The sequence below is a fragment of the Klebsiella sp. GFKo11 genome, assembly GCF_056490265.1.
Genome location: NZ_CM151369.1, coordinates 3,442,162 through 3,464,944, shown reverse-complemented (window position 1 = coordinate 3,464,944; position 22,783 = coordinate 3,442,162). Strand labels below are relative to the sequence as shown.

Annotated in this window: 21 protein-coding genes; 12 read left to right on the top strand and 9 right to left on the bottom strand. The window is 53.3% G+C overall.

What is annotated here, in order from left to right; genetic code table 11:
- Nucleotides 1–10: 10 nt before the first annotated feature.
- On the bottom strand, nucleotides 11–1,009 hold the full coding sequence (gene gap / locus AC07P6_RS16870; RefSeq protein ID WP_182238375.1) for a type I glyceraldehyde-3-phosphate dehydrogenase: 999 nt from the start codon (nucleotides 1,007–1,009) through the stop codon (nucleotides 11–13).
- Nucleotides 1,010–1,458: 449 nt separating this feature from the next.
- On the opposite strand from gap, the gene AC07P6_RS16865 reads away from it, so the two are divergent.
- Complete coding sequence (locus AC07P6_RS16865; protein ID WP_478313809.1) at nucleotides 1,459–2,436, top strand: DUF1852 domain-containing protein; 978 nt, start codon at nucleotides 1,459–1,461, stop codon at nucleotides 2,434–2,436.
- A 23-nt stretch (nucleotides 2,437–2,459) separates the two neighbouring features.
- Nucleotides 2,460–3,491 carry a methionine synthase gene (locus AC07P6_RS16860; protein WP_478313808.1) on the top strand — a complete coding sequence of 344 codons (1,032 nt, stop codon included), beginning with the start codon at nucleotides 2,460–2,462 and terminating at the stop codon, nucleotides 3,489–3,491.
- A 75-nt stretch (nucleotides 3,492–3,566) separates the two neighbouring features.
- Here the strand turns inward: AC07P6_RS16860 and AC07P6_RS16855 are convergent, their stop codons facing one another.
- Nucleotides 3,567–4,043 (bottom strand): cold-shock protein, encoded by a 477-nt coding sequence (locus AC07P6_RS16855; protein ID WP_478313806.1) that lies wholly within the window; start codon nucleotides 4,041–4,043, stop codon nucleotides 3,567–3,569.
- A gap of 297 nt (nucleotides 4,044–4,340) precedes the next feature.
- On the opposite strand from AC07P6_RS16855, the gene cybB reads away from it, so the two are divergent.
- The 4 genes from cybB to AC07P6_RS16835 all read left to right on the top strand — a co-directional run bounded on the left by cybB (nucleotide 4,341) and on the right by AC07P6_RS16835 (nucleotide 6,956).
- Entirely contained in the window at nucleotides 4,341–4,868 is a 528-nt protein-coding gene (gene cybB, locus AC07P6_RS16850) for a cytochrome b561 (RefSeq protein ID WP_181482383.1), read from the top strand.
- Between the two features lie 92 nt (nucleotides 4,869–4,960).
- On the top strand, nucleotides 4,961–5,434 hold the full coding sequence (locus tag AC07P6_RS16845; RefSeq protein WP_434659008.1) for a GNAT family N-acetyltransferase: 474 nt from the start codon (nucleotides 4,961–4,963) through the stop codon (nucleotides 5,432–5,434).
- Nucleotides 5,435–5,538: 104 nt separating this feature from the next.
- On the top strand, nucleotides 5,539–5,814 hold the full coding sequence (locus AC07P6_RS16840; protein WP_004101746.1) for a metal/formaldehyde-sensitive transcriptional repressor: 276 nt from the start codon (nucleotides 5,539–5,541) through the stop codon (nucleotides 5,812–5,814).
- Between the two features lie 23 nt (nucleotides 5,815–5,837).
- Entirely contained in the window at nucleotides 5,838–6,956 is a 1,119-nt protein-coding gene (locus tag AC07P6_RS16835; protein WP_112215758.1) for an S-(hydroxymethyl)glutathione dehydrogenase/class III alcohol dehydrogenase, read from the top strand.
- Between the two features lie 53 nt (nucleotides 6,957–7,009).
- Here AC07P6_RS16835 and AC07P6_RS16830 read toward each other — a convergent pair whose 3' ends face one another.
- The 5 genes from AC07P6_RS16830 to pcaH form a co-directional block, all read right to left on the bottom strand.
- Entirely contained in the window at nucleotides 7,010–7,288 is a 279-nt protein-coding gene (locus AC07P6_RS16830) for a hypothetical protein (RefSeq protein ID WP_304258785.1), read from the bottom strand.
- A 263-nt stretch (nucleotides 7,289–7,551) separates the two neighbouring features.
- On the bottom strand, nucleotides 7,552–9,924 hold the full coding sequence (locus tag AC07P6_RS16825; protein ID WP_478313804.1) for a glucose/quinate/shikimate family membrane-bound PQQ-dependent dehydrogenase: 2,373 nt from the start codon (nucleotides 9,922–9,924) through the stop codon (nucleotides 7,552–7,554).
- A 303-nt stretch (nucleotides 9,925–10,227) separates the two neighbouring features.
- Entirely contained in the window at nucleotides 10,228–11,151 is a 924-nt protein-coding gene (locus tag AC07P6_RS16820) for a LysR substrate-binding domain-containing protein (protein ID WP_304258790.1), read from the bottom strand.
- 171 nt (nucleotides 11,152–11,322) lie between these two features.
- The gene (gene pcaG, locus AC07P6_RS16815; RefSeq protein ID WP_182238388.1) at nucleotides 11,323–11,943 is read right to left on the bottom strand and encodes a protocatechuate 3,4-dioxygenase subunit alpha; all 621 of its coding nucleotides are present in this window, start codon (nucleotides 11,941–11,943) and stop codon (nucleotides 11,323–11,325) included.
- Nucleotides 11,940–12,680 carry a protocatechuate 3,4-dioxygenase subunit beta gene (gene pcaH, locus AC07P6_RS16810; RefSeq protein WP_112215764.1) on the bottom strand — a complete coding sequence of 247 codons (741 nt, stop codon included), beginning with the start codon at nucleotides 12,678–12,680 and terminating at the stop codon, nucleotides 11,940–11,942. The genes pcaG and pcaH overlap by 4 nt, the downstream gene beginning before the upstream one ends.
- A gap of 237 nt (nucleotides 12,681–12,917) precedes the next feature.
- Here pcaH and hglS point away from each other — a divergent pair, with 237 nt between their 5' ends.
- Together hglS and AC07P6_RS16800 are read left to right on the top strand one after the other, a co-directional pair.
- A complete protein-coding gene (gene hglS / locus AC07P6_RS16805) occupies nucleotides 12,918–14,261 on the top strand; it encodes a 2-oxoadipate dioxygenase/decarboxylase HglS (RefSeq protein ID WP_478313801.1) in 1,344 nt (447 codons plus the stop codon).
- Nucleotides 14,262–14,303: 42 nt separating this feature from the next.
- Nucleotides 14,304–15,812 (top strand): carboxylesterase/lipase family protein, encoded by a 1,509-nt coding sequence (locus AC07P6_RS16800; protein WP_478313800.1) that lies wholly within the window; start codon nucleotides 14,304–14,306, stop codon nucleotides 15,810–15,812.
- On the opposite strand, the gene AC07P6_RS16795 is transcribed toward AC07P6_RS16800, so the two are convergent.
- Together AC07P6_RS16795 and AC07P6_RS16790 are read right to left on the bottom strand one after the other, a co-directional pair.
- Nucleotides 15,784–16,647 carry a LysR substrate-binding domain-containing protein gene (locus AC07P6_RS16795; protein WP_182238394.1) on the bottom strand — a complete coding sequence of 288 codons (864 nt, stop codon included), beginning with the start codon at nucleotides 16,645–16,647 and terminating at the stop codon, nucleotides 15,784–15,786. The genes AC07P6_RS16800 and AC07P6_RS16795 overlap by 29 nt on opposite strands.
- Nucleotides 16,648–16,725: 78 nt before the next feature.
- Entirely contained in the window at nucleotides 16,726–17,940 is a 1,215-nt protein-coding gene (locus AC07P6_RS16790; protein ID WP_434659002.1) for a T6SS phospholipase effector Tle1-like catalytic domain-containing protein, read from the bottom strand.
- A gap of 225 nt (nucleotides 17,941–18,165) precedes the next feature.
- On the opposite strand from AC07P6_RS16790, the gene ycaC reads away from it, so the two are divergent.
- The 4 genes from ycaC (at nucleotide 18,166) to AC07P6_RS16770 (ending at nucleotide 22,733) form a co-directional block, all read left to right on the top strand.
- Nucleotides 18,166–18,789, top strand: coding sequence for an isochorismate family cysteine hydrolase YcaC (ycaC, locus tag AC07P6_RS16785; RefSeq protein ID WP_112217412.1), 624 nt, complete (start codon nucleotides 18,166–18,168; stop codon nucleotides 18,787–18,789).
- Nucleotides 18,790–18,932: 143 nt separating this feature from the next.
- Nucleotides 18,933–20,102 carry a methionine aminotransferase gene (locus AC07P6_RS16780; protein ID WP_478313798.1) on the top strand — a complete coding sequence of 390 codons (1,170 nt, stop codon included), beginning with the start codon at nucleotides 18,933–18,935 and terminating at the stop codon, nucleotides 20,100–20,102.
- Between the two features lie 11 nt (nucleotides 20,103–20,113).
- Nucleotides 20,114–20,887 carry an ABC transporter substrate-binding protein gene (locus AC07P6_RS16775; protein WP_478313797.1) on the top strand — a complete coding sequence of 258 codons (774 nt, stop codon included), beginning with the start codon at nucleotides 20,114–20,116 and terminating at the stop codon, nucleotides 20,885–20,887.
- Between the two features lie 190 nt (nucleotides 20,888–21,077).
- Nucleotides 21,078–22,733: a glucan biosynthesis protein D gene (locus AC07P6_RS16770; RefSeq protein ID WP_181482374.1), complete on the top strand. Its 1,656-nt coding sequence runs from the start codon at nucleotides 21,078–21,080 to the stop codon at nucleotides 22,731–22,733.
- The last annotated feature ends 50 nt before the right edge of the window (nucleotides 22,734–22,783 follow it).

Below are 22,783 nucleotides of genomic sequence, written 5' to 3'. Positions count from 1 at the left end.
TTATGCGGGATTATTTTGCGAATTTATCCAGTACGCGAATCAGCTGGGTGACAAAGCCATATTCGTTATCGTACCAGGCCACCGTTTTAACCAACTGAACATCACCGGCTTCGGCTATCTCAAGCTGCGTGGCGTCGTAAATTGAACCGAAATGGCTACCTATCACATCTGACGAGACAATTTCCTCTTCGGTATAACCGAACGATTCATTGTTCGCCGCCGCGTTTTTCATCGCCTGATTGACCTCCTCGGCGGTGACTTTTTTCGCCAGCACGGAGACCAGTTCCGTTACCGATCCTGTTTTGGTCGGTACGCGCTGGGCATGGCCTTTTAATTTCCCGCTGAGTTCCGGGATAACCAGACCGATCGCTTTCGCAGCCCCAGTGGTATGCGGAATGATATTTTCCGCCGCCGCGCGGGAAGCGCGTAAATCTTTGCCACGCGGACCGTCGACCAGCGACTGGGTGCCGGTGTAGGCGTGAATGGTGGTCATGGTGCCTAGCTTAATACCGAACGCATCGTTAAGGACTTTTGCCATCGGCGCCAGACAGTTAGTGGTGCAGGAGGCAACGGAGATAATAGTATCGTCTGCGGCCAGAGTGTCATCGTTAACGTTGTAAACGATGGTTTTCATATCGCCTGCCGGTGCGGAAATCAGCACCTTTTTCGCACCTGCGCTCAGGTGGGCCTGCGCTTTCTCAGTGGAGGTATAAAAACCGGTACACTCGACGATCAGCTCGGCACCCACCGCTTTCCACGGAATATGTTGAGCCTCTTTTTCAGCGTACACGGTGATTTTTTTGCCATCGACGATAAGCGCATCTTCAGTAAAATCAACGCTCCATGGGAAAGGGCCGTAGTTAGAGTCATGCTTTAACAGGTAGGCCAGCACTTTTGGCGAGGTGAGGTCGTTAATGGCCACCACTTCTAAAGAACTTTCCACTTCCAACAACCGGCGTAGCACCAAACGTCCAATACGGCCAAATCCATTAATCCCAAGTTTGCTCATGGAAATCTCCTGGTAAGTTGAATTGATACGTTAAAACTTCTCCAGGCTTAGTCCAGCCATCGGGATTGGGCAACCGGACATTTGTGCAAAATGGCCAGTCGTTCGAAAAAACCATATGAAAAATTTAATGAATTCTGGAGGTTGGCGCTAACATGCTGACGCTTAATAATTTTTTGTTTCAGTTTTATTCGTTAAGGGCATATTAGCTGGGGTAGGCAGATTGTAAACAGGATTGGCCTGGCGCCAAATCAGCGACAGAAGATCATGAAGATTGCTCATGTTGTAATGAAATTAACTCGCTTTCACTCATCCAGTGGCTCTGGCATAAAATACACCATATTAACTTATTGGCAACATGAAGACCGCTGACTGAGCCAACGCCCATGCAACTTGAAGTATGACGGGTATAAATTCAGTTTTCATGTCAGGACTCAGGATGCAAAATTGCGATGAATAAAAATTTTACTTTTACGATTAAGAGCAGTATTTTCGATGAAAATTATAACCCTTCTGAAAATACGCGTATTACAACTAACTTTGCTAATTTAGCCAGAGGGCAAAATCGCCAGCAGAATTTGCGTAACACTTTATTGATGATTGACAATCGTTTAAACACTCTGGCGCACTGGGATAATCCGAAAGGCGAGCGTTATTCGCTCGAGCTTGAAATCATTTCTGTCGAGATGAGTATCGAAGCTAATGGCGACACTTTTCCAGTAATAGAAATATTAAAAACGAATATTATTGATAAAAAAACCAACGAACGTATTGAAGGTATTGTAGGGAATAACTTCTCTTCTTATGTCAGAGATTATGATTTTAGCGTATTGCTGTTAGAACACAATAAACAGCAATCAGCGTTTAGTCTTCCCGATGATTTTGGTGATTTACACGGCAATATCTTTAAATGTTTTGTAAACTCAAGTAAGTACAAACATAACTTTAGCAAACCGCCGGTGATATGCCTCAGCGTATCCAATAAAAACACCTACCATCGAACAGGTAATGAGCATCCTGTGCTGGGCATTGAATACCAACAGAATGGAACGTCGTTGACTGAGGGCTATTTCAAAAAAATGGGCTTGCAGGTTCGGTATTTTATGCCTGCAAATAGTGTCGCACCTTTGGCTTTTTATTTCTCAGGTGATTTACTGAGCGATTACACTAATCTTGAGCTGATTAGTACCATCAGCACGATGGAAACTTTCCAGAAAATTTATCGGCCTGAGATTTACAACGCCAACTCTGCGGCAGGGCAGTGCTATCAACCTGACCTGAATCACCAGGATCACTCACTGACAAAAATTGTTTATGACCGGGAAGAGCGTAGCCAGTTGGCTATTGAGCAGGGGAAATTTACTGAAGAGAACTTCATTAAACCGTACAAGAACATTCTCGATCAGTGGTCTGCTCAGTACGCTATTTAATTAACGATATAAGGCCAACTATTATGAAAAGATTATTACCCACTTCGACTGCGGGCAGTTTACCCAAACCTTCGTGGCTCGCTGAGCCTGAGAAACTATGGTCCCCCTGGAAACTACAAAATGAAGAGTTAATTGAGGGGAAAAAGGACGCGCTGAGTTTGGCTCTGTACGATCAATTACGTGCAGGTATCGATATTGTCAGCGATGGCGAGCAAACGCGTCAGCACTTTGTGACAACGTTTATTGAGCACCTCAGCGGTGTTGATTTTGCAAAACGTGAAGTGGTGAAAATTCGTAATCGCTATGAAGCAAGCGTCCCAACCGTCACAGGTGCTGTTGAACGCCAAAAACCCGTTTTTGTTGAGGACGCGCGGTTTTTACGTCAGCTCACCAAACAACCTATTAAATGGGCGCTACCTGGGCCTATGACCATGATTGATACACTTTATGACGACCACTATAAAAGCCGCGAAAAACTGGCCTGGGAATTTGCGAAAATATTGAATCAGGAAGCCAAAGAGCTAGAAGCTGCTGGCGTCGATATTATTCAGTTTGATGAGCCGGCTTTTAATGTGTTTTTTGATGAAGTGAATGACTGGGGGATCGCGGCTTTAGAAAGAGCAGTGGAAGGACTGAAATGCGAAACGGCGGTACATATCTGCTATGGATATGGCATCAAAGCGAACACCGACTGGAAAAAGACGCTGGGCACAGAGTGGCGTCAATATGAAGAAGCATTTCCTAAGCTGCAAACATCCAGTATCGATATCATCTCACTGGAATGTCATAACTCGCATGTTCCGATGGACCTGCTTGAGCTGATTCGCGGTAAAAAAGTGATGGTCGGGGCCATCGACGTGGCAACGAATTCTATTGAGACGCCGGAGGAGGTTGCTGAGACATTACGCAAAGCCCTTCAGTTTGTCGACGCTGACAAGCTTTACCCTTCGACTAACTGCGGCATGACGCCTTTATCTCGTCAGGTAGCCGCAGGCAAACTAAATGCGTTAAGTGCAGGGGCAGAAATTATCCGCAGGGAACTCTCGGTTAAATAAATTCGCTAAATATCCTGACGACTAAACGATGCCGAAATCCTGCTTATGCAAGCAAGATTTCGGCACAGGATCATTTCAGACCTTGAGCATTTTTACCGTGGCATCCACGTCTATTTCATCTTCAGAAAAGATTAACGTCGTTCCCTGAAAAGTGGTCACCGCCAGCTTTTTCAGCGAGCGTATTTCACCCGGTTTAGCGGCTGATTTTGGCCTGATACTCCCCATCAGCGCACCTACAGACAGTACAGCGTTTTCTTTATCAATGCGGGTGTCGGCTGGCACTTCTTCGCTGTAAACAAGATAGGACTTGATCGACGTGAGCTTAATACGCTCACCCGCGATATAGATGTATTTGCTTTCCGGTATCACTTTTACCGCATAAGCGGATAAGCCCTTGTTATTGGTAGTGGGTTCGAAAGTGACGGCTGCATCTTTCTTAATCAGATCGGGATTGGCGACCTTAATCACATGAAAATAACGGTTCTCACCGTTTTCATCTTTGATAAATCCAAAGCCTTTATCTTTAAACCACGTTGTGATCGTTCCGTTCATCGCCTTACCGCCTGGTTAATCGTTTATCTACTCATTTTTTGCAGCGCGCAGTGTAAAGCACAATGCCGATGCAGACCACGTTTTTGCTTTCAGTCTGGACGATAAATTTCTGTCAGGCCAGAAGAGGGGCTGGTGAACCCGGATGACGTCACCCCCAAATAAAACGGCGCTAACTGTTTGCTTTTAATCTGATTACATCATGTTCAGCAATAGTTTGTTAATGCTTCGTAAAAGTTAATGAATTTTTAAGGAAAGGTAGTTATGTTGACGGCATCACTGTTTCCTTAAGGGTTTTCCATGCGCGATAAATATTCCGGCCTGCAGATAGGCATCCACTGGCTGGTCTTTTTGTTAGTGATTGGCGCTTATGCGGCAATGGAGCTACGAGGCTTTTTCCCTCGGAGCGCGCGGCCGGTCATTAATATGATTCATGTCTCTTGCGGGATCTCTGTCTTTGTATTGATGGTGGCGCGTCTGCTCGTGCGTCTGAAATCTCCCGCACCGCCAATTGTGCCCAAACCGTCGCCAATGATGACGGGCTTTGCGCACCTCGGGCATTTGGTTATCTATCTGCTGTTTATCGCGCTGCCGGTGATTGGCATGGTGATGATGTATTATCGTGGCAATCCGTGGTTTGCTTTTGGTTTGACCATGCCCCATGCGGCAGAAAGCAACTTTGAGCTGGTGGATACGCTGAAGGGTTGGCACGAGCTGCTGGCAAACACTGGCTACTTTATTGTCGGCCTGCACGCGCTGGCGGCGCTGATGCACCATTATTTCTGGAAAGACAACACGCTGCTGCGGATGATGCCGCGCAAACGCTAAACATCTTCAGACCCGCTTCGGCGGGTTTTTTGTTTCTTCCTTTGATAATTGTGATAAAAATGTTATCAACAATAAAAATTGAGGAGAAAGGGATGAGAGTTAGAGTTGCCATCGCAGACGAAGCTCCAGCACTTTGGGATATCCGTAATCAGGCGATTCGCCACGGCTGCCGGGAAAGCTATCTGCCGGAAATCATACGCGCATGGACTCCCGATGGCATGCCTGAAGGTTATCGTCATGCGGTTCGCGATAATCCCTTCTTTGTTGTCGATGATGGGCAAGGAAAGCCGGTCGCCAGTGGTTATCTCGATATCGAAGAGGGGAGCGTTGAAGCCATTTTTACCTTGCCGACATGGGAGGGTAAGGGCTGTGCCAGCATGATCATGGCGGCAATTATCGGGGAAGCCAAACAACGTAAGTTCAGGACAATTGCGCTCGACGCGACGCCAAATGCAGCCGGTTTCTATCTACGCCTGGGCTTTATTTCGTTGGGTGAAAAACTCTGGTATTCGAAAATGGCTAATGCTGATTTACGCTGTGAATCTATGATCCTCGATCTCGACTAAGAGTAAATTTTCGCCGCTATGCTACGGTTAAAGCGGCGAGTTGATTTGCCTCTTTAAGCGAAAAAATATAGTATACCCCCCTATATGATTTTGAGGGCGTAATCATGCCACACTCACCTGAAGATAAAAAACGTGCCCTCAGCCGGGTACGACGCATACGCGGCCAGGTTGAAGCGCTCGAACGGGCGCTGGAATCCGGCGAACCCTGCATGACTATCCTGCAACAGATCGCCTCTATTCGCGGTGCCGCTAACGGCCTGATGGGCGAAATGGTTGAAATTCACCTGCAAGATGAACTGGTGAGCGGCGAAACGACGCCAGACCAACGCGCCGCCAGAATGGCGGAAGTTGGCCATCTGCTACGATCCTACTTAAAATAAAATCACGACGAGGAAGAGAGAATATGAAATCACGTGCAGCAGTCGCGTTTGGCCCAGGCCAGCCGCTAAAAATCGTTGAGATTGACGTCGCACCGCCGAAAAAAGGCGAAGTGCTGGTCAAAATTACCCATACCGGCGTATGTCATACCGATGCTTTTACTCTTTCTGGCGACGATCCGGAAGGCGTTTTCCCGGCAGTACTGGGCCACGAAGGCGGCGGTATTGTGGTCGAAGTGGGTGAAGGCGTGACCAGTCTGCAACCAGGCGATCACGTGATCCCTCTGTACACCGCCGAGTGTCGCGAGTGTAAGTTCTGTAAATCGGGCAAAACCAACCTCTGTCAGGCGGTACGCGCCACTCAGGGTAAGGGGCTGATGCCAGATGGCACCACCCGTTTCTCTTATAACGGCGAGCCTATTTATCACTATATGGGCACCAGCACCTTCAGTGAATACACCGTGGTGGCCGAAATTTCTCTGGCGAAAGTTAACCCGCAGGCGCCTCTGGACAAAGTTTGTCTACTGGGCTGCGGTGTGACCACCGGTATCGGTGCGGTTCACAATACGGCGAAAGTGAAAGAGGGCGATACCGTGGCGGTCTTCGGTCTCGGCGGTATTGGCCTGGCGGTCATTCAGGGCGCGGTACAGGCGAAAGCCGGACGTATTCTGGCGGTTGATACTAACCCGGAAAAATTCACCCTCGCTAAAGAGATGGGCGCAACCGACTTTATCAACCCGAACGACTACGACAAACCGGTTCAGGATGTGATTGTTGAACTGACCGATGGCGGAGTGGACTTTAGCTTTGAGTGTATCGGTAACGTCAATGTGATGCGCGCGGCGCTGGAGTGCTGCCATAAAGGCTGGGGTGAGAGCGTGATTATTGGCGTTGCTGGCGCAGGCCAGGAGATCAAAACCCGTCCGTTCCAGTTGGTGACCGGTCGCGTCTGGCGCGGCTCGGCGTTTGGCGGCGTGAAAGGGCGTACTCAGCTGCCGGGAATGGTGGAAGAGGCGATGGCGGGCAAAATTCGCCTCGACCCGTTTATCACCCACCGTATGCCGCTGGATCAGATCAACGAAGCATTCGATCTGATGCATGAAGGTAAATCCATTCGCACCGTGATTCATTTCGGCGAGAATTGATCTTTCGGTAAAAATAATAACCCGGGCATGCCCGGGTTATCGCTAAAGCAGAATTACTCCCTCCGCAGGTTTTCATAACCGTTTTGCCACCGCCGCTGTTCTCGTCGCTCCCGTTCACGTTGGATATCCGATTTCTCATCTTCCCACACCGAGCAGTTTGGCCCGCTGAACACTTCGCAGGGCTGTTGTTTATCGGCGAGCGGATTCACGGTTTTTTCTTCCCATATCGTCGGATTGCGCAGGTCCACCTCTGGAGCCTTCAACGCCTGAGCCGATGCAGCCATTATCGACATAATGGTGCCCGCAAGCAGGCGGCAGGTTGAACGTTTCATCCATTATCCTTGTTCAGTTGTTATTATTGATAACCATTCGCAATAATAACATAGCTGAATAAAGAAAGGGCCCCGTAAGAGGCCCGTAGGATGGCGAGAAATAGTTTTGCTATTTTGCTGACTGTTTGTCGGGTGGCGGCTGGCGCCTTACCCGACCTACGAAAACCGTGGTTTCCTGTAGGCCCGTGCAAGCGTAGCGCCGCCGGGCAATTCCAGAAGAACGCAGTTTGCCAGCAATAAGGCCCCAATCGGGGCCCTTGAACTTACTTCTGCTCCGGGAGCGCGTAGGCGATGATGTAATCGCCGCGGTCCGGCGACTGGCGAGCGCCGCCAGCGTTGATGATGATGTACTGCTTGCCGGTTTTCGGCGAAACGTAGGTCATCGGGCCGGACTGACTGCCCACCGGCAGACGGGATTTCCAGATCTCTTTACCGTTGGCGGTATCAAACGCGCGCAGGTAGAAATCCTGAGTACCGGCGAAGAACAGCAGGCCGGACTGGGTAGACAGCGAAGCGCCCAGCGTCGGCATACCGATAGGGATGGGCATATGCATGCGGATCCCCAGCGGGCCGGTATCTTCAACGGTGCCGACCGGAACCTGCCACACCAGCTTGCCGGTTTTCAGATCCACCGCCGACATGGTACCGAACGGCGGTTTCTGGCACGGAATACCCAGCGGTGACAGGAAACGCTCGCGCATTGCACCAAACGGGGTACCTTCCATCGGCACGATACCCATTTCTATACCGCTGGCGTTTTTCGCCACTTTCTCGCGCGGCACCATATAGTTAGCGAGGCCAAGGCGCATATCGTTGACGAACATCAGACTGTTATTCGGATCAACCGACACGCTGCCCCAGTTCATCCCGCCAAGCGAGCCTGGATATTGCAGAGAACGGTCTTCGCCCGGCGGCGTAAAGATGCCCTGGTGACGCATCTCTTTAAACTGGATGCGGCACAGCAGCAGGTCGACAGGGGTTGCGCCCCACATATCGGACTCTTTCAGCGTCTCGTTGCCGATCATCGGCATACCAACGGAGTAAGGCTGAGTAGGGGAATAGCGCTCGCCTTTGATATCACCTACCGGAACCGGACGCTCTTCCACTTTGGCCACCGGCTCACCGGTTTCGCGATTGAGCATAAAGATCATGCCCTGCTTACTGGTTTGCACCAGCACCGGGGTGGTGCTGCCTTTGCCGTCAGGTAGATCGTACAGCAGCGGCTGAGAAGGCAGGTCGAAGTCCCACAGGTCATGGTGAGTCGTCTGGTAGTGCCAGCGCACCTGACCGGTCGTTGCGTCAACGGCCACGATAGAGGAACTGTATTTATCGTCAAGCGCAGTGCGCTCGCCGCCGAAGAAGTCTGGCGTAGCGTTACCGGTTGGCAGATAGATCAGATTCAGCTTCGCGTCATAAGACATGGCCGACCAGACGTTCGGCGTACCGCGGGTGTAGGTTTGGCCTTCCGGCGGCTCGCCGGTCAGATTCGGGTTACCCGGATCCCATGCCCACGCCAGCTTACCGGTGTGAACATCGTAAGCGCGCACAACGCCCGGAGGCTCGCCGGTGGAGAAGTTATCCGCCACGCGACCGCCAACCACAACCACATTGCCAGCGACAAGCGGCGTGGAGGTTTGTTGGTAGTAACCCGCTTTGATTTCGCCCATGCCAACGCTGAGGTCAACAATACCGTGGTCGCCGAAGGTCTCGCACAGTTTGCCGTTATCGGCATTAATGGCGATCAGGCGCGCATCGGTGGTCGGCAGGAATAGGCGACGAGAACAGGCTGCCGGCTGTGTATCCGCAGTGGCTGTTACCTGAGCCTGGCTATCTTCGTAATAGCCTAAGCCACGGCAGCGCTGCCAGTTCGGCGCGGTAGCCTTTGAATCATAGCGCCATTTCTCTTTGCCGCTATCAACATCCAGTGCCAGCACTTTGCTGTAAGGCGTACAAACGTAAAGTGTGTCGCCAATCTGTAGCGGGGTGTTCTGGTCTTCCGCACCGGAGCCGTTACTCTGCGGAATATCGCCAGTATGGGCGATCCAGGCGACCTGCAACTGGTCGACGTTCTGTTTGTTAATCTGGTCGAGCGCAGCGAAACGGTCGCCGTGGGTGGTGTTACCCCAGTGTTCCCAGTTTTTCTGTTGTTCGCCAGCGGCGACCGGTTTGACCGGCACCTCTTCACTGGCGCTGACCAGCGGCTGGGATTTGAACATCCAGCCGAAACTGACCAGCAGCACCACGGCGAAGATCGCCGCAAGGCTAAACGCCGGGCCTTTTTTCGCTGGTTGGCGGGAAAGGAACGGCCAGACCAGCGCAGAAAGAAAGGCCAGCACGCCGAGGGCGAACAGGCGCGAGAACAGCGGCCAGTACGTCCAGCCAGCATCGCTAATTGCCCAGATGATAGAGGCGATAAAAGCAATTGCGTACAGCACGATGCCGCCGCGACGGTTACGGAAGATGAGCAGCGAGGCGATAATCATCACCAGGCCCATAATTGCGAAATAGAAGGTGCCGCCGACGGAGGCCAGTTTTGCGCCGAGAATACCGATAGCCAGACCGATGATCAGCATCAGTCCGGCGAGAAGCCACTGCAGGATCCGGGGGAACCCTCGTGGCACGTTGCCAGTTGCCATTTTTTCTCCTTAACCACCCCTGTACAGGCGTGAACCAGATGAATCAATTTTTCAAGTGAAGTCTTTTGAATGAAGTGATTGTGGCCTTCATAAAAGCCTGTTTTTTGCTGTTATTGATTTCAAGTGAACCATTTGGTGAAATCATGGATATGATAGATCTGTTAAATAAATCTACGCAATTGTTAATGAATGATTTCGCACTAATTGATTATTTTGGTGAATGGAGTTGCGCATTCGCGTAGGAAAAAACAACTATTTCCCCGGTTAACAGGACCGTCACCGGGGAAATGATTAAAGCACCAGTCAGACCGGCATGGATTTGCGAATCGCACTGAGCAAGATCTGCGTGCCTGCGGTAAGGGTGGCATCCACGCGAGTCAGAATGCCGATGGGTTCACCTGCTCCCTGGGTCGGGATGGGTAGCGCCGCCAGCAGTCCGCGGCGAAGGTCGTCTTTTACCGCGCCAGAGGGGACAAACCAGACGTAGTCGTAATCGACGGTGAGCTGGCGCGATAACGAGGCCGACAGCGTTTCAATGCAGCCTGAGGGAATTTTGCAGCCCTGACTTTGCAGCAAGGTTTCAGCGTTCTGACGCGGCAGGGTTCCTTTTGGTGACACGACCACCGGCCACTCCATCACCCGGCTCAGCGTGACCGTCTCCTGAAGCAGCGGATGCCCCGGGCGAACCACCAGCTTCAGGGATTCGAGAAACAGCAGTTCGTAGTTCAAACCGCTCATTAACTCCGGGTCGGACATTCTCCCGATACCGATATCGATTTCACCCGATTTCAGCCCCGCCAGCAGCATGGTGTTGTTCATGGTCGCCACTTGCAACGTGATATCTTTTTGTTGTTGGTGATACTGACCAATTACCGAGGGTAAAACGCCCAGAGCGGCAGTAGGAAGGGCCCCAATACGCACGATGTCGCTGTTAAGACCTTCTTTGCGATTCAGCGACTGGCCCGCGGTATTGAGCGCATCAAGCACCTTAACGGCATGAGTCAGAAACTGTTCACCGACCAGCGTGAGCTGTGCACCCAGTCGCCCACGCTCAAACAGCCGCGTGCCGGTTAGCTGTTCAAGCTCATTAAGCGTCTTTGATAAAGCCGGTTGACTAAGATTTAAGGTTTCAGCCGCACGCCCAAGAGTTCCTTGTTGAGCGACGGCCACGAAGGTATGTAGATGGCGCAAGCGAATGCGCTGACTGAAAAGACCATTTTTTTGCATAATCAATGTTAAAAACAGAGGTGCGCCAGTGACAAGTAATGTTGATTAAATTTGTTAACTTCATAGCAAAATATTATTAACATTTTATCTTATTATTTTACAAGTTGATTTTGTTGAGATTGTTAAAAAGAGAGGCCCCCGGTGAGCGGGGGCATGAAAAGAAGAGAAATGCTAGATATCGAAGAAGACGGTTTCGTTCTCGCCCTGCAAATGAATATCGAAGCGGTACACGATTTCATTGCCGCGAACTTCGCGTTGCGCGATAAGAGTCTGGCGGCGCACTTCCCACTCAATCAGATTCAGTACCGGGTCGGCCTGGTTCGCATCCTGTTCATCACAGAAGTACATCCGCGTGTTGAGGCCAATGTTAATCCCGCGTGCCACTATCCATAAATTCACATGCGGTGCCATTACGCGGCCATCGCGACCGATAACGGAGCCGGGTTTAATCGTTTCAAAGCGCCAGATACCGCTGGTAAAGTCCGAGCAGCTACGCCCCCAGCCGCGAAATTCCGCATCCTGCTTTTTGTTCTGCTGCCTGTCGTCAGGATGGTTATAACGCCCGGCGGCATTGGCCTGCCAGATCTCCAGCAGCACATCGCGTACCGGCGTCCCGGAGCCGTCAATCACCCGGCCTTCGATAGTAATGCGTTCGCCTTCGGTGGCCGGCGTGGTCAACGTCGGACCAAAGTTCTTTTCAAAGATGTGAAAACCGGCGGCGTCCGGCGCAAGGCCGATGTGTACGTAAGGACCGGCGGTCTGCGAAGCGGTTTCAGGTAAAAAATCTTTCATCGGGCGGCCCCCTGAGTGCGGTTTTCGAACAACGTCGCGCGATGACCGCGCAGCACAAGGTCAAAACGGTAGGCCAGAGAGTCCAGCGGCACGGCGGCGTGGGTATCCAGCTCGGCGATTAACGTCCGAATAGCGTCATCATTATTGATGGTTTTGACGATAGGGCACTGTTTAATCAGCGGATCGCCTTCGAAATACATTTGAGTGATTAAGCGCTGCGCCCAGGCTTCGCCGGAAAGAGAGAAGTGGATATGCGCCGGTCGCCAGTCGCTCGCCTGGTTGCGCCACGGATAGGGGCCTGGCTTAATGGTGCGGAAACAGTAATAGCCGTTTTCGTCGGTCAGTACCCGGCCACAGCCGCCAAAGTTAGGGTCGATGGGAGCAAGATATTGATCTTTCTTATGCCGATAGCGGCCGCCTGCGTTAGCTTGCCAGACTTCAACCAGCGTGTTTTTCATCGGACGGCCAAACCCATCGCGAACGTAGCCGTGCACAATGATGCGCTCGCCGATGGGCAAACCCTCTTTGGCATAATTAAGGATAAGATCATTATCCAGTGCGCCCAGATCATCACTGCTGAACACCGGTCCGGTAATTTCTGAGAGTGAGTTTTGAAGGGAGATCAGCGCATTGCGCGGTGAACGCAGAACGCTGGTTTTATAGCCCGGCGCGTAAGCGGGAGGATGGCTGTTGTAGTCGCGATGCAGAACCTCGCGCGGTGACCATTTATCGTTCATAGGGTACTCCGTTTTATCGGTAGAGGGGCATGTTGTTGTAATATCGCCATAAGCAGTGTGTGTAAATGTTTTGTTAATTTAAAGTGAAATTAAAGGGTGTTTTTCATAACCAGTGGTTATGAAGTGGTCAGCTAAAAGAAGTCGCTCAGCTATCCGCATCACAGTTTGTAAATTCTTCCCGCCGCCTGCGAGCAGCTTTCCTACACTCCAGGGAGTATTCACTGGAGGTAAGACATCATGGCGAACACCATCACGGCTGATGAGATTCGGGAACGCTTTTCGCAGGCGATGTCGGCGATGTACCAGCAGGAAGTTCCCCAGTACGGGACGTTACTGGAGCTGGTGGCCGACGTTAATCTGGCAGTACTGGAAAATAACCCGAAGCTGCATGAACAACTGGCCAATGCCGATGAACTAGCGCGGCTGAACGTTGAACGCCACGGCGCGATCCGCGTCGGAACGGCGGAGGAACTGGCGACCTTACGTCGCATGTTTGCCATCATGGGAATGTATCCCGTTAGCTATTACGATCTGTCGCAGGCCGGGGTCCCGGTTCACTCGACCGCGTTTCGGCCCATTGACGACGCGGCGCTGGCGCGCAATCCGTTTCGGGTTTTTACTTCGCTGCTGCGTCTGGAGCTAATTGCTAACGTTGAGCTGCGCAATCGGGCGGCGAAAATTCTCGCCCGCCGCGATATTTTCACTCCTCGCTGTCGTGAACTGGTGGCGCTTTATGAAGATAAGGGTGAATTTACCTCTGCTGAAGCACGTGAGTTTGTCAATCAGGCGCTGGAAACCTTTCGCTGGCATCGCCATGCCACCGTTGATGATGAAACCTATCACGCGCTGCATGAAGAGCACCGGCTGATTGCCGATGTGGTCTGTTTCCCCGGCTGTCATATCAATCATCTGACCCCACGCACGCTGGATATCGACCGGGTACAGGCGCTAATGCCGGAGTGCGGTATCACGCCGAAAGCGCTGATTGAAGGACCGCCGAGGCGTGAAGTCCCGATTTTACTGCGTCAGACCAGTTTTAAGGCTCTTGAGGAGCCGGTGATGTTTGCCGGGGAGCATAAAGGTACGCACACCGCCCGCTTTGGCGAAATTGAGCAGCGCGGCATTGCGCTGACGCCGAAGGGCCGCGCCCTCTATGACCGGCTGCTTAGCGAGGCAGGGGTGGGCAAAGATAATCTTAATCACCAGCGCCATTTGCAGGAAGTCTTTAGCGCGTTCCCGGACAGCGAATTTCTGCTGCGCCAGCAGGGGCTGGCCTGGTTCCGCTACCGTCTGACCCCTTCAGGCGAAGCGCATCGCCAGGCGTTTCGACCGGGCGATGATCCGCAGCCATTAATCGAACGTGGCTGGGTGATTGCGCAGCCGATCATTTATGAAGACTTCTTACCGGTGAGCGCCGCGGGGATTTTTCAGTCGAACCTGGGCAATGAGATTCAGTCTCATAGCCACGGCAACGCCAGCCGCGAGGCCTTTGAAACGGCGCTGGGCGGCTCGGTCTATGATGAGTTTGAACTGTATCGACAGGCGGAAGAGCGCAGCAAACGACGTTGCGGTCTGCTGTGAAATCAGTACTCTGCTGGCATGAGTCGTTAAAGGAAGCAGGTCATGCAGAATCCGTCTACCCCGCTGGTGAAAACCCGGCAGGGCACCTTATCGGGCACCTCCGAAGAAGGAATACACATCTGGCGCGGCATTCCCTATGCCGCACCGCCCGTCGGCAATCTTCGCTGGCGCGCGCCGCAGTCTGCTGCCCGTTGGCAGGGCGTGCGCCAGGCTGATACTTTCTCCGCTTCCAGCTGGCAGGATATCGAGTATTGCCGTGAACTTGGCGGCGGCGATCCCGGCAGCTTCTCAGAGGATTGTCTCTACCTTAACGTCTGGTCACCCGCCGTTCGGGCGCGCGCTTTACCGGTGATGGTCTGGCTGCATGGCGGTGGTTACACCATCGGTGCCGGCAGCTTGCCACCCTACGACGGTAAAGCGCTGGCTTCCCGCGAGGTGGTGGTGGTGACGGTCAACTACCGCTTGGGACATCTGGGCTTTTTTGCTCATCCAGCGCTGGAAGGCGAAGATGGCGAAAGAATCTATAACTTTGCTCTGCTCGACCAGATTGCCGCGCTGCAATGGGTTCAGGAAAACATCCATGCCTTCGGCGGCGATGCTGCCAACGTAACGCTGTTCGGCGAATCTGCCGGAGCGCGCAGCGTGCTGTCGTTGCTGACCTCGCCGAAAGCCAAAGGGCTGTTTCATAAAGCGATCATTCAAAGCGGCTATACCTTGCCGGATTTGCCGCGCGAGAAGGCGCTGGCGAAGGGGCAGTTGATCGCTGAACATTTCGCTTTGCCGCAGGCTAGCGCCGAACAACTTCGGGCGATCCCGGCTGAGGCGTTCTGGTCGCTGACCGCGCCGTTAACTATCGGCCCGGCACCTATCGTTGGCGATGCTGTCCTGCCGCAGCCGATGCTGGAAACGTTCTTTAGCGGACGCCAGCATCCGCTACCGGTGATGATTGGTTCAAATAGCGACGAGGCCAGCGTCATGGCGGTGTTTGGCGTCGACATCGCCGGGCAAATCCAGAAACTGCGTCGCGAACGCCGCTTTGGTCTCGGGTTAATTAAACTACTCTATCCTGGCGTCAAGGGGGATGAAGCGCTGGGACGCGAAGTGTGTCGCGACATGGCGTTTACCACGCTGGGCTACGTGGTCATGCAGGCGCAGCAGCGTATAGGGCAGCCGTGCTGGCGCTACTGGTTTGATTATGTTGCCGAGGCCGAGCATGAAACCTATCCGCACGGCGCGTGGCACGGCAACGAAGTGGCATACGTTTTTGATAATCTCGAACTGGCTGAGCCGGTGCGTAATTATGCAAATGAACGCGATCGGGATTTTGCGGCGCAGGTTGCGGATTACTGGGTTGAATTCGCCCGGCGAGCGGGCGGCGGCTGCCAGGAGCTTTCAGGGACGGTACGCTGGCCCGCCAGCCTGCGTGGGCGCGATCGGTTGTTGCGAATCGGGTTGCACAAGCAGGCGGGTTTTAAAGTAGAAAACCGCTTTATGCGCGCTCGCCTGGCGCTGTTTCGCCGGGTCATGAAACATCATGTGACCCTGGATTAATCAGCTCTTCACGAAAGCGCGCCAGTCCGTCGGCTTTGCTTTGCGAGGATCGCACCACCAGCCGATAGCTGGCACCGGTTTTCACGCTAAGGGCAAAAGGGCGCGTCAGGCGACCGGCGCGTAAATCCTCCGCCACCAGCGTTTCGTCGGCGATAGCTATCCCCAGCCCCTGCATGGCGGCGGTTATCGCCAGATCCATTGTATCGAAATGTTGGTTTTTACTCATCGGCAGCGGTTTCTCGGGGGAGAACTGCGCCAGCCACAGCGACCAGTCGGTTTTGTCCCGCGTCGGATGTAAAAAGGTCATCCCACTCAGCGGGTTATCGCCTGCCGCCGTGCGGTTCATCACCGGCGTTAGCGCCTCTTCAAACAACAGTTCGCCCGCACTGTGGTGGCTGCCGAAGATGATCGCTGCGTCATAAGGCTCGGTTTTGAAATTAACGCTATGTTCGGTGGTAGTGGTCAGGGCGACCTGCAGTTCCGGATGGCGTTGCTCAATGGCGACCAGACGCGGTACCAGCCAGCGAATGGCGCAGGTAGGTGCTTTCAGGCGCACCACGGTTTGCTGCTGACGGGCCTGCTCTGCGACCGTCACCAGGCGGGCGAAAGCGGATTGTAGCTCCGGGTAGAGCGCGCTGCCTTGCGGGGAAAGCCGCAGCCCGCGAGCGTGGCGAACAAACAGCGGGAAACCAAACCAGCTTTCCAGTGCCGCAATCTGTCGGCTAACTGCACCCTGCGTCAGGCACAGCTCGCGGGCGGCGTGGGTTAAGTTGAGATGCCTGGCGGTGACCAGAAAGGTTTCCACGGTATTAAATGGCAGGGCGCTTCGCGACATGTCGTCTCCAGCTATGCGTTTTGATCATAACCAGTATGTCATGGCTATACCGCGCAAGTCACCCTGTCAGCGGGCGGTTCAGAGGGGGGCCAGCGGTTCACTACCCGCCACGCCAACCCACTCGTAGCGCTGAGGGAGATTAACGGGCCGATAGTCGCTTGCTGCCATGCGCCGCTTAACGGATTGGTGAATCAGCGCGCCCTCAGGAATCAACCTTGGTTCCCCTCGCGGAAGATACCAACCCAGCCAGTCCCGACGCTCACGCCACTCCCTGGCTTTCACCTTTTTTGGCAACCATTCGAGAGGGATCCAGGACAGCGTCAATGAACGATGAATTTCAGCCATTTCATCCGGCGCGGCGTAGCGATATTTACTGCCCTGGCGCGGCTTGCCGGAAACCATTTGATTAATATTGGCCTGATTCACCAGCAGGCCGTACGACCGGGCTTCTTCTATCATCCAGGCCAGCGGAAATTTTGACAGGCCGCTCTCCGTTTCCGGATATCCGCCGCCGATATCCGCATGAACGCCCGCAAACCAGACCTGTTTAACATCCTGCGTAATATCGCTTTCAGGCTTAAAAGGTTTGGCTCTAAAAGATTGGGGTTCGAGCCAGTGATGCAGTCGAAACATCCGACGCCGTTCATCGATGGCGATGGCCTGGCGAAGGCACTTCACAATGGGGTTTTTCTGGGTATAGAGCAGCTTTTCCACATCCAGCAGCAGGCCGAATTTTTTTGGGATCAGTATTGAGGAGACGGTATCCCACACGCCGATAAACTCAATCTGAATCATCCGCGTTCCGGCGACCCGTGAGAAGTGCCATGCATCGGCCAGCGCTGAAGAGGGCTGCTTGCTCTGATGAGGTGGTTCATTGCTTAAACTTGCGCGCTTGTAGGCGGCGAGGGCGTATTCGGCGAGATTCAATTGGTCTTTATTGAGAAGGCCAATCATGTTCACCATGGCCGCCAGTACGCGAACGGTGTACGCCCCACGGCTAAAGCCGAAAAGCCACACTTTATCTCCCTGAGCATAATTTTCACAAAGAAAGCGGTAGGCGCAAAGGATGTCTTTATCCAGGCCGAAACCGGTGGCGAGTTCAAACCATCCACGGACTTTTTGTCGCAACTGTTGCCAGGCGTTGTGCTGACCAATAGTGCCAATTCCAGGTTGATAATAGACGCATTGCGCTGCGTTTTTGCTCATCACCCGGTAAAGCTTCAGCACATTTGACAGCTCCGCCTTCACTTCATTACCGGTTCCATCACAACAGATAACGACATTTTTGCTCATTATTTTCTTCCTGAAATCAAAGACAAAAAAGTGCCAGGAGTATCCCTGCGGTTGGTGTTGCTTTTTAGCAGTATGCCACGGCTTGTTCCACAAATGGGACAATGCGTCTCACATTCAGCGGCTAATCCTCAGCGAGTTATTACACTATTATCAGTTCTGCTAACCAAACAATCCGCTAAGACTGCCTGCAGGCGGAAAATCTGATGTCGAAATGAGGAAGAGACCATGGCCAAACCGTATGTTCGTCTGGATAAAAATGATGCCGCTGTGCTGCTGGTGGATCACCAAACGGGACTGTTATCACTTGTGCGTGATATCGATCCTGATAAGTTCAAGAACAACGTCCTTGCCCTTGGCGACCTGGCGAAGTACTTCGGTCTGCCGACCATCTTAACCACCAGCTTCGAAAATGGTCCCAACGGTCCGTTGGTGCCGGAGCTGAAAGAGCAGTTCCCGGACGCGCCCTACATTGCTCGTCCTGGCAACATTAATGCCTGGGATAACGAAGATTTTGTTAAGGCTGTCAAAGCCACGGGTAAAAAGCAGCTGATTATCGCCGGCGTCGTGACCGAGGTTTGCGTGGCATTTCCGGCACTGTCGGCGATTGAAGAGGGCTTTGATGTCTTTGTGATAACCGACGCGTCCGGCACGTTTAATCCGATTACCCGCGATGCCGCATGGGATCGCATGTCGCAGGCGGGTGTGCAGTTGATGTCTTGGTTTGGCGCAGCCTGTGAGCTACATCGCGATTGGCGCAATGATGTTGAAGGTCTGGGGACCTTGTTCTCCAACCATATCCCGGACTATCGCAATCTGATGACCAGCTTTAACCTCTTAAATCAGAAATAATCTCTCACGGTCGGCAGCTCTGCTGGCCGTTTTTCACCTTAAGCCATGATCGCTGTGCATAGCTACTATGACAACAATTCGATTGTCGCATCCCGAACCTTTGGATTGAATGCTTATGCAAATAAAGTGAAAAAGGATTAACCATGGCCCTCAGTTCTTCGGTGAGCACCCGCTCTAAACTGCCGGATGTCGGCACCACTATTTTTACCGTGATTGGTCAGCTATCCGCGCAGCATAATGCCGTAAACCTCTCTCAGGGCGCACCGAATTTCTCCTGCGACGAACACCTTGTCGAAGGCGTGACCCGGGCAATGGCGCAGGGGCATAACCAGTACGCGCCGATGACCGGTTTGCGCGTGCTGAAAGAGCGCATCGCCGAAAAAATCGCCGCGCTGTACGGCACGCATTACGATGTGGACGACGAGGTGTTGATTACCGCCAGCGCCAGTCAGGGGATCTACTCCGCCATTAGCGGACTGGTGCATCCTGGCGATGAGGTCATCTATTTCGAGCCCTCTTTTGATAGCTATGCGCCAATCGTGCGCCTGCAAGGTGCGACGCCGGTGGCGATTAAGCTGACGGTACCGGATTTTGCCGTTAACTGGGATGAGGTTCGCGCGGCGATTACCCCACGTACGCGGATGATCATTATTAATACTCCGCACAACCCAAGCGGGCAGGTGTTTTCAGCGGATGATTTAGCCCAGCTAGCGGCGCTAACTCGCCATACCGACATTGTGATCCTGTCAGATGAAGTTTATGAACACGTGGTTTTTGATGGCGCACAGCATCACGGAATGGCGACTCACCCGGATCTGGCGGAGCGCAGCGTGATTATCTCCTCATTTGGCAAAACCTATCATGTCACCGGCTGGCGGGTGGGTTACTGTGTCGCCCCGGCTGCGCTGATGGACGAAATTTGCAAAGTGCATCAGTTTCTGATGTTTTCCGCCGATACCCCGATGCAGTATGCCTTCGCTGACCATATGCGCGACCCGCAATCCTGGCTCTCGCTGGCCTCGTTTTATCAGCAAAAGCGCGATCTGCTCGTGCAGTTGTTGGCGGACTCGCCGTTTCGGCTGCTGCCGAGTGCGGGCTCTTTCTTCCTGCTGGCGGACTACGGTCATTTCAGCGAGGAAAGCGACAGCGAGATGGTCAAACGGCTGATTACCGATTATGGCGTTGCCACGATCCCGCTGTCGGCGTTTTATACCGATGGCACTGATAACAAATTGATTCGCCTCTCTTTTGCCAAAGATGAAGCAACACTGCGGGCCGGTGCTCGGGCACTGTGTCACGTTAAGCCATGCTAAGGAGCCACCTGATGAAGATAAAAGCCTTTACCCTCGCGCTGGGGATGATTTGCACTTTTTCCTCGCTGGCGGCCAGCGAGCTGCGCTACGGCGTCGAAGCAGAATATCCACCGTTCGAAAGCCGCAACGCGGCCGGGGAACTGGTGGGATTTGATATCGAACTGGGTAATGCAATTTGCCAGGCGGCGCAGCTGAAATGCAGTTGGGTTGAAACGTCGTTTGATGCCCTAATCCCGGGGCTGGTGGCGAAGAAGTTCGATGCGATTAACTCGGCCATGAACATTACCGAGCAGCGGCGCAAGAGTATTGATTTTACGCAGCCTATGTACCGTATCCCTTCGCAGTTGGTAGGCAAGGCGGATAGCGGGATGCAGGCGACGCCGGAAGGGCTGAAGGGGAAAACCATTGGCGTCCTGCAGGGATCGATTCAGGAAACCTTCGCCAAAGAGCACTGGGAAAAGCACGGCGTTACCGTCGTCGCTTATAAAGACCAGAATATGGCATGGGCCGATCTGCTTAACGGGCGCATTGATGCCTCGCTGGTGATGTCCGCTGCCGGACAGGCAGGGTTCCTCAGCAAACCGCAGGGCAAAGGATTTGGTTTTATCGGCAAACCGGTGGCTGACGACACTATTCTCGGCAGCGGGATTGGCTACGGCCTGCGTAAAGGGGATGAGGCGACGCAAAAACAGCTGAACGCGGCTATCGATAAAGTTCGCGCTGACGGCACCATCACGCGTCTGGCGGGTAAATACTTCCCGGGTATTGACGTCAGCGTCAAATAATCGCCATTCCCCCGAGGTCTGACCTGCGGGGGAATTCGGTCTGGTCCGGTGGACATATTTTTTTCACGTTTTTTCTGCCGCCAACAATTGGATTATCAATCGTTTTTGTCTAGAGTGAGCGACATTCACGACGCATGAGTTTGTTACGTCGCGTCTCAATTCACATATGAATAAGGATGCTTTCTCAGGCATGAACCGCAGACGTTTTCTCAAATCTTCCATGGCTGTTGCCGCCGTATGCGGAACGTCAGGAGTCGCCTCTCTGTTCAGTAAAGCCGCGTTCGCCGAAGATTCGGGAATTGCCGATGGGCTGACGCGCCGTTTTGACTACACCGTGCTGCAATCGATGGCGCATGACCTTGCCCGTCAGCCATGGGGCGGAGCGCCTCGCGATCTGCCGCCAACGCTGGCGAACTTGACCCCACAGGCCTACAACAGCATTCAGTATGATGCGGCACACTCCCTGTGGAGCAATATCGAAGAGCGCAAGCTGGATATTCAGTTCTTCCACGTCGGCATGGGTTTCCGCCGCCGCGTGCGCATGTTCTCGCTGGATTCGCAAAGCCAGCAGGCGCGGGAAATTCACTTCCGCCCGGAGCTGTTTAAATACAATGATGCCGGCGTCGACACCAAACAGCTGGAAGGCCAGAGCGATCTCGGTTTTGCCGGGTTCCGCGTCTTTAAAGCCCCGGAGCTGGCGCGTCGCGATATCGTCGCTTTCCTCGGTGCAAGCTACTTCCGCGCGGTGGACAGTACTTATCAGTATGGTCTTTCTGCCCGTGGACTGGCTATCGACACCTTTACCGATACGCCGGAAGAGTTCCCGGACTTCACCTCTTTCTGGTTTGAAACCGCCAAACCGGGAGCGACGGTATTTACCGTATACGCCCTGCTCGACAGCCCGAGCGTCACCGGGGCCTATAAGTTTGTCGTCAACTGCCAGGAAACGCAGGTGATTATGGATGTGGAAAACCACATCTATGCGCGTAAGGACATCAAACAATTGGGCATCGCACCGATGACCAGCATGTTCAGCTGCGGCAATAACGAACGCCGGATGTGCGACACTATCCATCCGCAAATCCATGACTCCGATCGCCTGTCGATGTGGCTGGGCAACGGCGAGTGGATTTGTCGTCCGCTGAACAACCCGCAAAAGCTGCAATTTAACGCCTACCAGGATAAGAACCCGCGCGGTTTTGGCCTGCTACAGCTGGATCGCGATTTCTCCCACTATCAGGACATTATGGGCTGGTATAACAAGCGCCCAAGCCTGTGGGTTGAACCACGTAACCAGTGGGGCAAAGGGGCCGTCAGCCTGATGGAGATCCCAACCACCGGCGAAACGCTGGATAATATCGTCTGCTTCTGGCAACCGGCGAAACCGGTGAAAGCCGGGGATGAGCTGGACTTCCGCTATCGTCTCTACTGGAGCGCGCAGCCGCCGGTACGTTCCCCGCTGGCGCGGGTGATGGCGACGCGCACCGGGATGGGCGGCTTCCCGGAAGGTTGGGCGCCGGGCGAGCACTACCCGGATAAATGGACCCGTCGCTTTGCCATCGATTTTGTCGGTGGCGATCTGAAAGCTGCTGCGCCGAAGGGCATTGAGCCGGTGATTACCCTGTCGAGCGGCGAGGCGAAGCAGATAGAGATCCTCTACGTCGAACCGTTTGATGGCTATCGCATCCAGTTTGACTGGTATCCGACCTCGGATTCTACCGACCCGGTGGAGATGCGTATGTTCCTGCGCTGTCAGGGGGAGGCGATCAGCGAAACCTGGCTGTATCAGTATTTCCCGCCAGCGCCGGATAAGCGCAACTACGTTGATGATAGGGTGATGAAGTAATCGCTCCTTGTCCCGCCCGCAGAGGAGATTCTGCGGGCGTTTGCCTTTCT